General features: G+C 41.2%; 10 protein-coding genes. 7 read left to right on the top strand and 3 right to left on the bottom strand.

Annotated elements, in window-relative coordinates:
• The first annotated feature begins 338 nt into the window (after nt 1–338).
• Together V7K61_RS05315 and V7K61_RS05310 are read left to right on the top strand one after the other, a co-directional pair.
• Complete coding sequence (locus V7K61_RS05315; RefSeq protein ID WP_335051604.1) at nt 339–2240, top strand: ABC transporter ATP-binding protein; 1902 nt, start codon at nt 339–341, stop codon at nt 2238–2240.
• Between the two features lie 31 nt (nt 2241–2271).
• On the top strand, nt 2272–3579 hold the full coding sequence (locus V7K61_RS05310; protein WP_335051602.1) for a recombinase family protein: 1308 nt from the start codon (nt 2272–2274) through the stop codon (nt 3577–3579).
• 163 nt (nt 3580–3742) lie between these two features.
• On the opposite strand, the gene V7K61_RS05305 is transcribed toward V7K61_RS05310, so the two are convergent.
• Nucleotides 3743–4912 carry a hypothetical protein gene (locus tag V7K61_RS05305; RefSeq protein WP_335051599.1) on the bottom strand — a complete coding sequence of 390 codons (1170 nt, stop codon included), beginning with the start codon at nt 4910–4912 and terminating at the stop codon, nt 3743–3745.
• Between the two features lie 606 nt (nt 4913–5518).
• On the opposite strand from V7K61_RS05305, the gene V7K61_RS05300 reads away from it, so the two are divergent.
• On the top strand, nt 5519–7138 hold the full coding sequence (locus V7K61_RS05300; protein ID WP_335051597.1) for an ArnT family glycosyltransferase: 1620 nt from the start codon (nt 5519–5521) through the stop codon (nt 7136–7138).
• A gap of 308 nt (nt 7139–7446) precedes the next feature.
• Here V7K61_RS05300 and V7K61_RS05295 read toward each other — a convergent pair whose 3' ends face one another.
• Nucleotides 7447–7833, bottom strand: a complete 387-nt coding sequence (locus V7K61_RS05295) for a hypothetical protein (protein ID WP_334897039.1) — start codon at nt 7831–7833, stop codon at nt 7447–7449.
• Nucleotides 7834–8313: 480 nt separating this feature from the next.
• On the opposite strand from V7K61_RS05295, the gene V7K61_RS05290 reads away from it, so the two are divergent.
• Nucleotides 8314–10218, top strand: a complete 1905-nt coding sequence (locus V7K61_RS05290; RefSeq protein WP_335051595.1) for a chloride channel protein — start codon at nt 8314–8316, stop codon at nt 10216–10218.
• Nucleotides 10219–10369: 151 nt separating this feature from the next.
• Here the strand turns inward: V7K61_RS05290 and V7K61_RS05285 are convergent, their stop codons facing one another.
• Nucleotides 10370–10783: an AbrB family transcriptional regulator gene (locus V7K61_RS05285; protein ID WP_335051593.1), complete on the bottom strand. Its 414-nt coding sequence runs from the start codon at nt 10781–10783 to the stop codon at nt 10370–10372.
• 467 nt (nt 10784–11250) lie between these two features.
• Here V7K61_RS05285 and V7K61_RS05280 point away from each other — a divergent pair, with 467 nt between their 5' ends.
• The 3 genes from V7K61_RS05280 to pyrR all read left to right on the top strand — a co-directional run bounded on the left by V7K61_RS05280 (nt 11251) and on the right by pyrR (nt 13365).
• On the top strand, nt 11251–11691 hold the full coding sequence (locus V7K61_RS05280; RefSeq protein ID WP_289798377.1) for an Rrf2 family transcriptional regulator: 441 nt from the start codon (nt 11251–11253) through the stop codon (nt 11689–11691).
• 57 nt (nt 11692–11748) lie between these two features.
• Nucleotides 11749–12720 carry an adenosylcobinamide-phosphate synthase CbiB gene (gene cbiB / locus V7K61_RS05275; RefSeq protein ID WP_335051591.1) on the top strand — a complete coding sequence of 324 codons (972 nt, stop codon included), beginning with the start codon at nt 11749–11751 and terminating at the stop codon, nt 12718–12720.
• A 108-nt stretch (nt 12721–12828) separates the two neighbouring features.
• On the top strand, nt 12829–13365 hold the full coding sequence (gene pyrR / locus V7K61_RS05270) for a bifunctional pyr operon transcriptional regulator/uracil phosphoribosyltransferase PyrR (protein ID WP_094353001.1): 537 nt from the start codon (nt 12829–12831) through the stop codon (nt 13363–13365).
• Nucleotides 13366–13575 lie beyond the last annotated feature (210 nt).

The raw sequence follows: 13575 nt of genomic DNA, 5'->3' as shown, positions 1-13575 counted from the left end.
ACGTAGCTTTTACTTAAGTACGCTTGTTAAGAAATGGTCTTATGTGAGCGTTTCCTGCGCTCAGAAAAACCAAATCGGTCAGTTAAGCGTTCTACTCTAGCTAATATTTGAAAGCAGACTCGTATATACTTGGAAAGATTTTGAGATTTGTTATAGCTAAATATAGTATCAATAATTACTCATCATACTCCAGTACCACTTTAGACTCAGCAGTACGCCCAAATTCTTCTGGCGTATGTAGCCATAGTGCTTAGGCGTAGCCCGCACTTCTCTACGAGTTGAATTGAGATCACAACGTCTGTCTGGGAATTTTGCTATTATTTGCTACTTTAAAATATATGCAAATAATTGAAATTTCTCCATTCCAAGCATTTCGCCGGAGTGTAGCAACAGTGATACAGGTAGTTCCAAAGGAGCTACGCTATGTAACAATCCTGACATTACTGGGTGGTGCAGGCCCAGCGATCGCCATTTGGCTCAACAAAACGATCATTGATGAAATTACCCGCTTATTGAGTACAGGGACAACGCAGAATGCCATCGCCCTGATACTTTCGCAACCGTTGCTACTGTACAGTATTGCAGGTTCGCTGTTGGTCAATTTGGTTAGTGATGCGATCGCTAACATCAATGCCTTTGTATATACTTCTCTGCGGGATCGCATTTTCGGCTTTGTCCAAGGACAAGTAATTGAAAAGGTTGCCACTTTTGAAGATATTGCTCTGTTTGAAACACCCGATTTGCTCAATTTGGTGCAGTTGACCGAAAAGGGAGTGCAAAGACTTCCAGAACTTTGTCTCAGGCTGGTGACGATGTTAGAGGGAATTTTTATCTTCATTCCAGCCATACTGCTTTCGGTGTCCCTGGCTTGGTGGGTACCGCTAATTTTGTTTAGCTGCGTTACCCCTGTGATGTATGTGCAGATGAAATACCGTAAGCAAGCTTGGGGAGTAGAAAGAACTCAAGCGAGTGTTTTTCGGGAAATGAATTTATATAAAACGGTTTTAACCGGGGAAACATACGCCAAAGAAATACGCTTGTTTAGCTTGCAACCCTTACTACTAGAACGCTGGCACGGACTTTACCGTACCATTTTTAGGGCAATGGAACAAATCCGCCGTCGGGGGACAACAGCAGTTATTGGTTGGTCTTTATTGAGTGGGTTCGGCTTGGCGTTGCCATACATATATGTAATCCAGGGAGTGCTAGGCGGAACCCATACATTAGGAGATTTGGCACTTTACACTGGGGTAATTTTGGAAGTGCGGCGGAGTTTGGATAATCTGATGTCTGGCGGGTCAGAGTTATATAATATTGCACTAGCAACAACGCCGATTTTTCAGCTTTTGGAGTTAGAGCCGCATTTGTCCCGTTCTCATGCAGAGTTGCAATCAAAGCCAGTAACAAAGCTATCGGGAGAAGTCAGAGAATCGGCTGTTAACAATCGGAACTTTCAAAAAAATGGGAACGATCGCCGATCGCAAACAGGTATTGACATCAAAAATCTATCCTTTACCTATCCCAACAGCAATCAGCCAATTCTAAAAAACATCAACCTGACGATTCACCCCAACGAGATGATTGTACTGGTGGGTGAAAATGGTGCTGGCAAGACTACATTAGCAAAGCTATTATGTCGCCTCTACGATCCTAGCCAAGGTGCGATTATTTGGAATGGGCAAGATTTGCGATCGCTCCCATTAGAAGATTTGCGATCGCGTATTGATGTAGTCATGCAAGATTACGCTCGTTTTCCAACTACTGTGCGCGAGAATGTTGCTTTTGGGGATTTACTTAAAATAAAAGATGACGACGCGATTATGGAAGCGATCGCTGAGGCTGGTTTAGCAAGAGTAATTTCAAATCTCGATCGAGGTTTGGAAACTCTCTTAGGCAAACAGCTAGAAGGTGGTATCGATTTATCAGGAGGACAATGGCAAAGACTAGCGATCGCTCGTGCTTTGCTGCGACTCTCTCCAGCCGAACTAGTCATCCTTGATGAACCGACAGCAAACCTCGATCCGAAAACAGAACATGAGATTTACAATATTTTGCGTAACCTGGCGAAGGGGAGAATAGCCGTTGTAGTCAGCCATCGCCTCGCTTTGGCAAAACTAGCAGATCGAGTAGTAGTACTAGAACACGGTCAAATTATCGAAGTAGGCACTCATGATGAACTCATGGCACTAGGCGGACAGTATCACTTGATGTTTTGTCGTCAAGCTAGTAGTTATAACTGATACTATTTCTTTGTGATGCTGCGCTAAACCTTTGAAAATAATTGCTTACTCTTACACCGATCCGCTATTAGAATCTTCTCCCGATCGAGCCGATTGGGGATGGGAGGTGGATCGGGTTTATGAAGATTTGGGCAAGCCAGACTCTTCTTTCCGATCGCAATTACAACAATTATTTACCGATTGCCAAACTGAACCAGCAAATTATCTCCTGATTCGTCGGTTGGAAGAATTAGGAGATACTGTAGAGGAAATTAGCGATCGCCTCAATCAACTCGAAGTCATGGGAATCGCAGTAATCGCCACTGAACAGCCCTACACTTCCGAAAATTATCCTCTGGGCGCTGACTTGCTGAATTTGCTACACGCAATCCAACGTCAGCAACGTAGCCGTCGCATCCGCCAAGGACACGCCCGTAATCGTCTTGAGGTTGCACCGCCACCCGGTAAAGTTCCCTACGGCTATCGCAGAGGTAAGGGAAAATATACCATTGATCGCAGTACATCACCAGTTGTCAAAGATTTTTTTGAACACTTTTTACTTTATGGTTCCCTGCGGGGTTCAGTGCGTTACTTGGCGAAAAAATACGGCAAGAAAATCTCTGTCACCACAGGAAGACGCTGGCTGACTAATCCAGTTTATCGCGGCAATACAGCTTACCAAAATGGTGAAATTATCTCCAATACCCATATTCCGATAATTTCTAAGGAAGAAGCAGCCCAAGTTGACCGACTTTTGCGCCGTAACAGCCGTTTACCATCTCGAACTGCTAGCGCACCGCGTTCTCTGGCTGGGTTGGTTGTCTGTGCGGAGTGTCAGTCACATCTGACAGTTACCCGTGTTACCCAACGCAACCAAGATAAAGAGTATCTTTATTTACGTTCTACTAGCTGTCCCCAAAGCCCCAAGTGTAAGGCTATTCCCTACCAAGAGGTGTTGGAACATACCATTGAAACCGTTTGCCGTGATTTACCTCTGGCAGTAGCAGGAATGAATTTTCCCCAGTTGGATGCATTCAAGAATAGTTTAGGGCAAGCGATCGCGCGTCAGCAAGAAATACTTGCTCAGTTACCCGCTTTAATTGAAACTGGAATTTTAGATGCCGAAACAGCAAAGTTAAGGGCTTACAAACTCCGCACAGAAATTTCTGCACTCGAAGCAAAGTTGGCGATTCTCCCTCCAGTTAACTTGCGTTCTGTTGCTCAAGCTGTTTCTATACCACAATTTTGGTTAGATTTATCGGAAACAGAACGAAGATTTTACTTTCGAGAATTTATTAAGCAAATTGAGATTGTTTGTCAGAATAAAGAATTAAAACTCCAAGTTATTTTTATTTTTTGATTGATATCATGTCCGGTTGATTACTTATCAAACCCGAAGAACCCCACCCCGCCAAAGCTACGCTTTGTCTCCCCTCCCGAAGAGCGGGGAGGGGATTAAGGGGTGGGGTGCAATGACTGTGGGAATCATAACTAATTATGCGGACATGATATTAATTAAAACGCTATTTTTGAGACGGTTGATCCTTAGTATACGCAACAGGTTTTGGCCCTGCATTCCGCACATTGATAATTTTATTCAGGATATCAAACCAAAAAGACGCACCCATAGCAATAGCAAAACCACTGACTATCCAACCGCAAATTAATTTAAAAACCTGTGATATTCTGATATAAACTCTATTCGATTCCGCCGTATCTAATAACTCAAACTGTTGATTAATATTTTGCCAGCCAATGGGTATAGAAGCATTTCCTAATAGCTTTTCAATCTCCTTTCTGGCTGCTTCATCGTTAATATAATCGATTCGTTGACTTGCACTTTGAGTAATAGTAGAGCGGATAACCGAATCCTCCGACAGTCTTTTAACCAAGTGAAATGTATCAGTATTGGTTAAAAAGGCAACTAATATTCCAATTAAAATAGCAACTCCTTTGGCATTTCGCTTATAAACACCGCTTGCTCGATCCATTGAGCGATCAAACCATGTTTCTACTTCATTTTTAAATTGATTCACTTCGTCTGTGAGATCGCCAATCTTTATTCTGCTACGTTGAGCAATTACACTAAGGCTCCTGATTAAACTATCAGGGACTTCATCAGGTAACTCCTTATTAACAAAATCTATAAATTTCTGGTCAATATCTCCATAAATTTCTTGAATTTTTGTGTAACTTGCACTAGTGGGATTATTAATACCTTTTTTAAGTTCTTTATAAGAGGCTAATATCATCTGTAAGTTAGTTTTTGCTTCTTCACTAGGATGTTTAACATGATTAATTAGCTCAGGAATTTTTAAGGTATCTAATAAAGTAATTGAAAATGTTTCAGAAGGAAGATAGGAAGGGCCGCTTTGTTTTTCTAGTACTAATTTATCAGGTTTTTTAGTAATTTCCTGGAAATGCTTTTCTATTTTACCCTTGGCTTGGTGATTCAATGTATTAATCAAAGGATCGTTATAAAGTTTCTGTACCAAATGGATTGCATTAATAATATCTGATTTTTCACTTTCACTACCACCTGATAAAAGTAATTCGATTGAAGTTCTTAAATGTTTTGCTCTCCATTGTAATAATGTGGCAATTAGTTCCTGAATTTCGGAAGCTAGCAGGCTCAAAATCAAGTAAATAAAAACCAAGCCAAGAGTAATATCTACAACTACAGGTAAATTCATTGACAGTCTCCAATAATTTTTAGCTATTTATTGTTATCGAAAGTGCTTAAAAAATTGTATGTCATAGATATCTAAATTCAAGATTTGCTTAATTAAAATTAAAAAAGCAAAATCAGTTTATTTAGACAGTTTTATTAAAGACTATTTTAAATTAAAAATTATTGAATTTACTTTATTGGAAAATAAATAATTAGATTTTTCGTAAAACTACTATTCAAAAATTTGGTAGACAAATTTTTGAAGTATTCAGTATATCATTTAATTGGTGTAGCAATCAGTTACAAAATTTCTGGACTTAGCCAGATAAAAAGTAAATAGATAAAATTTAAACTAAGCGTCCCCTTAAAAAGAAAATACAAGTTTATTTACGGACTATCTAACAGGTAATAAATAATTGGTTGTATTATTTTTATCATTTATTATCTGAAATGTGATTTAAATAACCAATATAAATTTTTCAAAAAATAGGGCTAATTATAAAAAATTGAGTTAATCTTGGAAACTAGCAATTGTTAAGAACATACGTTGTTACTGGGTGGCAACATGGGAGATTCGCTAGATGTCTCTATGTAATCAAACCAGCAAGTAAAATGATTACCAGAGAATATGCAAGAAGGAAGCTTTATTTGGAGTCATCTGGAAAAACAGCATCGCACGGTTGGCAAATGGATTGATTGGGTATGGCTAATAGTATTGCTGTTGGCAGCAGTATTACTGTTTAGCATCAATCTGGGAGGGTTGCCGCTGCGAGACTGGGATGAAGGTACTGTGGCACAGGTTGCTCGTGAAATTTGGCACGCTCCAGCAGGTTCAATGCCTTGGCTTTACCCAACGTTAGGAGGCGAACCATATCACAATAAGCCGCCTTTGATGCATTTGCTAATAGCTTGGGCTTATTCTCTAGGAGGCGAAAATGAGTTGACGACGCGCCTACCTGGAGCAATTTTAACAGCAACATCTGTACCTTTACTGTATTGCATTGCTCGAGAGATATTTCGCCACCGTTGGGCTGCTATTTATAGCGCCTTGATTTACCTAACAATGCTACCCGTGGTACGTCATGGGCGGTTAGCAATGTTAGATGGGGCGATGGTAAGTTTTTTGATGGTGATGATGTTGTGCGTGTTGCGATCGCGCCGAGATTTACGCTATTGTCTTGGTGTTGGCATTAGCTTTGGGTTTATTTGTTTAACTCAAGGATTGTTAGGTGTATTACTCGGTGCGATCGCAATTGTATTTCTGTTTTGGGATACGCCACGACTACTCACTTGTTACTATCTCTGGATCGCAATCTTAATTGGCATTCTACCTGTAGCTGGTTGGTATGGTGCGCAACTAATTCACTATGGTTATACTTTCGCCCAAATTGGTATTGCTAACCCATCACTAGGCCGAATTGGCTCAGTTGGAGAAGGGAATTCTGAACCACCTTGGTACTATGTGATTGAACTTCTCAAATACACATGGCCGTGGTTATTATTTTTACCACAAACTGTCCGCTTAACCTGGGAAAATCGCAACCTTAGTTGGGCAAAACTAGTAATGGCGTGGAGTGGGGTTTATCTGCTGGTAATTTCCTTCATGATTACCAAAGTTCCCTGGTATCTATTCCCGATTTACCCTAGTTTAGCTTTAGCTTTTGGTATCCAATTATCAGAAACGGAAAATTCGCCTTTACTCTCATCTTATCCCCGTGCTTGGGTTGCTGGTTTGGCAATACTTGCTGTGGCTGCTTCTGCTGGTAGCATATATTTCAGTGCGGGTACAACACCAAAAACAGACTTACAACTGATTTTTGCCGCAGTAGCTTTAACTATGACCTTAGCAGCTATTTTGGCAGAACGAGGTGACGGACAATTTCTGAAGATTTTGTTTTGGGGAAGTTATATTTCGCTGCTGCTGTTAATGAAATCTAACTACTGGGTTTGGGAATTATCTGAAGCCTATCCAGTTAAACCAGTCGCCGCCATGATTGTCCGGGCAAATCCAGCGACGAGGAAGATTTACACATCTTTTCCTTACCATCGTCCCTCGTTGGATTATTATAGCGATCGCACCATCATTCCCGCTTCTGTTGGTGAACTAGAATATTATTGGCACTACAACGGCCAACCCTACTTTTTACTTCATGCATCTGATTTCACCAATCTTGAACTAGAGTCGATGAAGCTAATTGACCAAGCTGAAGGTTGGAAGTTAGTCACAAAAGATACTAATCGGCTGTAAATGTAATGTGGGGCATTGGGCACTTGTACTGAGCCTGTTGAAGTATTGAGGATTGGGCATTAGACATATCCAGAAATTAATTATTCGTTGCCTAAAACTTTTGTAGAGACGTAGCACTGCTACGTCTCTACAAGTATTTTCACTCCTATGTCTATGAAGCATTTTCAACTAATCAGCGATCGCTCTTGAAGCGGACATAATGTAAAACCATGTCCTATTTGGGGTAATAAGACACGGTTTTATCAGAGTATTTAGTTATAATATTACAAAAATCAAAGTAGAATTTGATTTATACCAAAGTCATCGATTTACTGGGATTTGTTTCCTGAGTCATTAACTTTCTCTGTTGTGGGAAGAATTTGGCGATCGTAACTTGTCTTTTCTTGGGTCAAAGCGATCGCACCAAAGAAAATCGCACTACCTACAGCCAAGGCTACCATCGGACGCTTGAGTAGGATAAAATCTCTGAGAATCCTCGCTAAAGGTCGGCTTTGACGACGTAGCGACGAAGACATCATCAATTGTCTCCAAGTAAACGGATCGCGGACATAATGACCACTTTGGCAAACTACTAGCCTTTCCTGGCAATAGGGGCAGCAAAACAAGCCCATGCGTGTTTTAACTGGTTTAGGCGTAGCATTTCTTTGGCAAATTGGGCAAGTAACATAATGATTATCAAAAGTGTGTATATTCATTTACCTCGTCCGCCTAGTCCACTTACTCGCTCTATAACAATAGCTATATTGAATTGGGGTCAATCAATGTACGATCTGATATCAGGCAATCAATCATACATACATTCTATTACTACCAAGGATGCCTCAATAGTCGCAACACGAGTATAGCTAGATTTAAACAAGGATGACTCATGGTTAATGTTTACGGGTACTTCCACCCAGCCAAAAAACTTTGTTGTCTCTAGAAAAAATAGTGTTGGTGCCCACTCGCACCCCACTAGCCGCAGCTACGCTCAACTTAGGCATCGCTGACCCTTAAATAATAATTCTCTCTCATTTAACCATTCTCCCCACACAAATTTTCCACAATGACATTTTTAGCTAAAGCTTTGTAAGTTAAGCAAATAAAGTCTACTTGTCCGGTTGCTAAATAATGGCTCACAATGATAAGTAACAGATAAAAATTTAAATTTTTTCTTACATTTACCCCGCCTCTCAATGACTCTCTTGCCTCCCACTCAACTGAGGAAGGTAACGGAACAACCTGCCTTTCCTACACCTTCCGCTCGTTTAGCTCACCTAATTAATCGTTTTCAACCATCCCCAGAAACAGTGGTGCTGTTTTTAGCCATGCTCATTGGCGGTGGTACTGGTATGGGTGTAGTCACCTTTCACTATTTAATCCAGTTGGTTCACCAGCTGATGCTGGAAAATTTAATGGGTCAAATTGGCGCCTGGGGTGCTTGGACTTTAGCCTGCGTTCCTACCCTTGGCGGATTAATTGTTGGCTTGATGCGTTGGCGCACTCAAGACTTTGGCCCTGGACTTTCATCTCTCATCGCCGCCTCTCAGGGAACAGAAATTAGGCGACCACTAAGACCAGTTAGCAAAATGCTGGCCGCATCTGTTTCTTTAGGGAGCGGTGCTTCTTTGGGGCCAGAGGGGCCAAGTGTCGAAATTGGCGCAAATTTTGGGATGTTGTTCTCTGTGATCCTGAATGTATCTCAAGAACGACAACGTTTGCTATTGGGTGCTGGCGCGGCGGCGGGACTAGCGGCGGGATTTAATGCTCCCATCGCTGGAGTATTTTTTGCTCTGGAGGTAGTAATGGGAGCGACATCTTTCGCTACTTCTGCTGTCAGTGTGGTGCTGTTAGCTGCGGTGGTAGCAGCATTAATTGCCCAAATTGGTTTGGGGGCCCAACCTGCTTTTGATTTACCTGTTTACCAAGTTCGCAGTCCTTTGGAATTACCCCTTTACCTTGGCTTGGGTTTAGGGGCCAGTCTCGTTTCTCTGGCTTATACTCAATCAATTCGGGGAGCAAAAGCTTGCTTTGCTGGAAAAGTTCCAGGTTTTGCCTTTTTGGGACGAATTCCTGAGCCGATTCATCCAATTATTGGCGGTGCAATTATTGGCGCAGTTGCTTTGCAATTTCCGCAAATTCTGGGCGTCGGTTATGAAACTGTAGAAGCAATGCTTCAAGATGTGGAGTTTCCACTCTACTTATTGGTGGTGTTGTTGGTGGTGAAATTATTGATGACTGCAATTAGTGCAGGTAGTGGTTTCATCGGCGGTTTGTTTGCACCAGCAATGTTTTTAGGTGCTTCTTTTGGATCGGCTTACGCCAAAATGTTAGCCGTAGCATTCCCGACAATTTGCGATCAAATGGCGGCTCCCCCAGCTTATGCGATGGTGGGAATGGCAGCAGTGCTGGCTGCTAGTGTGAGAGCGCCGTTAACGGCTATTTTAATGCTGTTTGAATTAACCCGCGACTATCGAATTGTTTTACCGTTGATGGCAGCTGTCGGTTTGAGTGTTTGGTTAGTAGAAAGGATTAAACCAACTTTTAACTCTAACTCTAATCTACAACAAATTGGTCTTTCGGAATTGAAAGATGAACAATCGGAAATTGTGCAGCAAATTTTGGTAGAAGATGCCATGTACCCTTGTCCCAAAAAGTTACCTGCAACTTTGGGAGTATTAGATGCCGCTGTAGAAATGACCCGCGATCGCGTTCGTAGTGCTTTAGTATTTGATGAAGCAGAGCAATTAGTTGGTATAATTTCTTTGGAAGATATTAACCGTGCCCTTGCTATTTGGCAAACATACCCAAATTCTCTAACTGAAATTCCCGATAATTTATCCAGTCAAACCCTCATAGACATTTGTACTACTGAAATCCTCTATGCATGGCAAGATGAACTTTTATCTGAGGCTTTAGACCGAATGAGTCTTCGAGGTTTACATCAATTACCAGTGGTAGCACGAGACCAACCCGATCGCATTTTGGGTTTATTAGAAAAAGAGCAAATTGCATTAACCTGTAATTTAGCAGTTACGCGCAAGGCACTTCGCCACTATTTACCAGTCTTACCTACTACAGATATAGTCATTAGTCATTAGTCATTGGTCATTAGTCATTAGTCATTGGTCATCAGTCATCAGTCATTATTTTCACAAAGGACACTTGACTAATGACTGTTTATAGTCATTGTTTTTCACAAAGGACAAAGGACAAATGACAAAGAAGAATTGACTAATGACCATTTATTTATTAAGCCGTGGCTTCTATGGCTTCATCATGTTCACGATCTTCTGGATCTACCTGTCTCAGACGAATGTGCTTTTTGCCTAAAGTGATCAGAAACTCATCTCCTGGTTTAAGATTCATCTGTTTTGTATAAGCTGAACCTATAAGTAAGTTACCATTCGATTGCACACTAATTCTATAGCTAGCACTACGTCCACCACGCCCATTAGCACTGGGTGTACTGTCTAACTGAATGCCTTCAGCATCAATTAGGGCATTTAAGAACTTCATCATATTGACGCGTTCTATACCATTTTTGGTAACGGTATAGTAGCCGCACTTCTTGGCTTTGTCTTCTTTGCTCTCGCTCTCTAGCTCTTTGACTTTTTTGAGCAGTTCTTCGCCGAGTAAGGGTTCAATTTTTTTCTGTTTAGGCATCAACTTAGGTCGAAAATGAATGTTTGAAGTGTTTGAATCGATTTTATTTTAGCTGAGGTTGAGCTAACAGGAACATAATCCTTTAGTTTTTATCTCAACCTAGCCAAGTATATTACACTCAGATGCACAATTGTTATGCGATTACCAATATTGGCAAGACAATCTATTTGAGAAAATGCTGGCAATGCTGATAACTATATATATAGTTTGTGAATTACTGCTAGACTATATAAGTTTTAAGTTTTCTAAACTAACCTCAAGAGGTTGTCTATTTCTTAAGGATGAGAACTGAGTCACAGAATGATAAGCAAAACTGATCCTTAATCATTGGTCATTGGTAATTAGTCATTGGTTATTTAGAAACGACAAACTAAAGAAGTCTCAGAGTCGGAAGCCGACATCAGAATTTCTTTTCAAGGAGACGCAGCGCCAACGAAGATAAAGGACAAACAACAAAGCTTGCCAAAATGAAATTAACTACCAGAGGACACTATAGTGTAAAGGCGTTGCTAGATTTAAGTTTACAGCCAAGATATGGGCCTGCATCTGTGAGAGCGATCGCAAAACGCCAAGATATTCCAGCTCCTTACCTCGAAAAACTACTAATAGAAATGCGCCGTGCTTCAATAGTTAAATCAATTCGTGGTAGCATCGGCGGATATCAATTGGCAAGAGAGCCTGCACAAATATCTATAGGAGAAATTTTAGAAGCTGTTGGCGAGACTAGCCATTTACCTCATCACACCCCAGCACCAACACAAGCTGAAGATTGGGTAACGTTTAGCCTCTGGCAGAGACTCAACCAAAAACTCAAAGAAGCTTTATACAGTATTACTCTGGCAGACCTTTATTACGATGCTCGCAGTCGGCAAGCTTCCCTTGGAGAAGAAGCTAGTTTTGTGGTTTAGTCAAGAGTCAATAGTCAAAATATTGACCCTTGACTTTTAACCCAAGACTTGCAACTTATGACTAATAATATCTATATCTTAATAATTGCAGCATTTTTAGATTATTTAATTGGCGATCCTTGGGATTGGCCTCATCCAGTGCAAGTTATGGGGTGGGTAATTTCTCGCCTGACCAAATTTTTTCTCCACTTGTGTCAAAATTCTCTAACACAACGCCTAGCTGGAATTGTACTAGGCATTATCTTGATAATTGGTAGCGGTCTTGTTGGCTTTTTGATGATTCAAATTGCCAGATGGGTTCATCCACTCTTAGGTATTGCAATAAATAGCATTCTTTTGGCTAGTTGTTTTGCTGGCAAAAGTTTGCGAGTAGCAGCGGAGGCTGTTTTACAACCTTTAACAGTCGGAGATTTAGAGAAGGCTCGAAAGATTTTAAGTAATTACGTTGGTCGAGATACCCAAAACCTCTCACAAGCAGAAATTTTGCGGGCCGTTTTAGAAACGGTTGCAGAAAATGCCACCGATGGGGTAATGGCTCCGCTTTTTTATGCAATTGTTGGTATCTTTATACCAGTTGTGGGGCCAACTCCTTTAGCTTTAGCATATAAAGCCAGCAGTACTCTTGATTCAATGGTGGGCTATCGGGAAGCACCCTATACTTATTTAGGATGGTTTTGTGCGCGGTTAGAAGATTATTTGACTTGGCTACCTTGTCGGTTAACAGTTGTGACTCTGGCGCTGCTATCGGGTAAACCGATTCATATTTGGCAAATTTGTCGTCGGGATGCAATTAAAGATCCTAGTCCCAATTCTGGCTGGAGTGAGTGCGCCTATGCTGCATTTTTAGGTGTGCAGATGGGGGGTACAAATTGGTATCGGGGAGTAGCTAAGTACAAACCACTGCTAGGAGATGCTATTTATGCCATTACTGCAACTTCTATTCAGAATGCTTTACAGCTGACTCGATATTGTTTTTTGCTATGGTTAGGGATAGCGATCGCAATATTCTTAATACTCCCAAATAGGTAATGATAAATATAAAGTTAGGAGTTAGAGACGCGATTAATCGCGTCTGTACAGGAGTTAAGAATAAAAACTCCTAACTCTTAACTCATCACTCCTAACTTATCACTCGCTATGTCTGCCAAAGTAGTTGAAATTCTCTCATCCGAAGAAATCCGTCGTACCTTGACTCGTCTTGCTTCTCAAATTGTCGAAAGGACGCGTGATTTGTCTCAACTGGTGCTTCTTGGTATTTATACCAGGGGTGCGTTATTAGCCGAATTATTGGCGCGTCAAATTGAGACACTGGAAGGTGTAGCTGTGTCAGTCGGCGCTTTGGACATTACATTTTATCGAGATGACCTTGACAAAATTGGATTGCGGACTCCAACGAAAAGCGAAATTCCTTTTGACCTTACGGGGAAAACGGTTGTACTCGTGGATGATGTGATTTTCAAAGGACGGACGATTCGCGCGGCTTTGAACGCAGTCAACGATTACGGTAGACCAGAGGTGATTCGTTTAGCTGTGTTAGTAGACAGGGGCCATCGAGAATTACCAATCCACCCAGATTTTATTGGTAAGAAGTTGCCTACAGCTAAAGAAGAAATTGTCAAAGTTTACTTACAAAATTGTGATGGACGAGATGCAGTCGAGTTGATTGCAGATTAGGCTATGGAGGCAGGGGAGCAGAGGGGCAGGGGGCAGGGGGCAGGAAGTACAAACTTTTTGTGTCTGATAGATAAATCTTGCATTTTGTCCCTCATGTACTTGAAAAGTAATGTCAGTAATCAAGCGGACATGAGATTACGGGTAAAGTTAACTGTCAAAAGGAGTCTGTAGAACCTTGTTAAAAAATAAAGATTGTTTGGCTGTCTTGTC

The organism is Nostoc sp. (assembly GCF_036918015.1).
Lineage (GTDB): Bacteria > Cyanobacteriota > Cyanobacteriia > Cyanobacteriales > Nostocaceae > Nostoc.
This window is presented reverse-complemented; position numbering and strand designations above follow the sequence as displayed.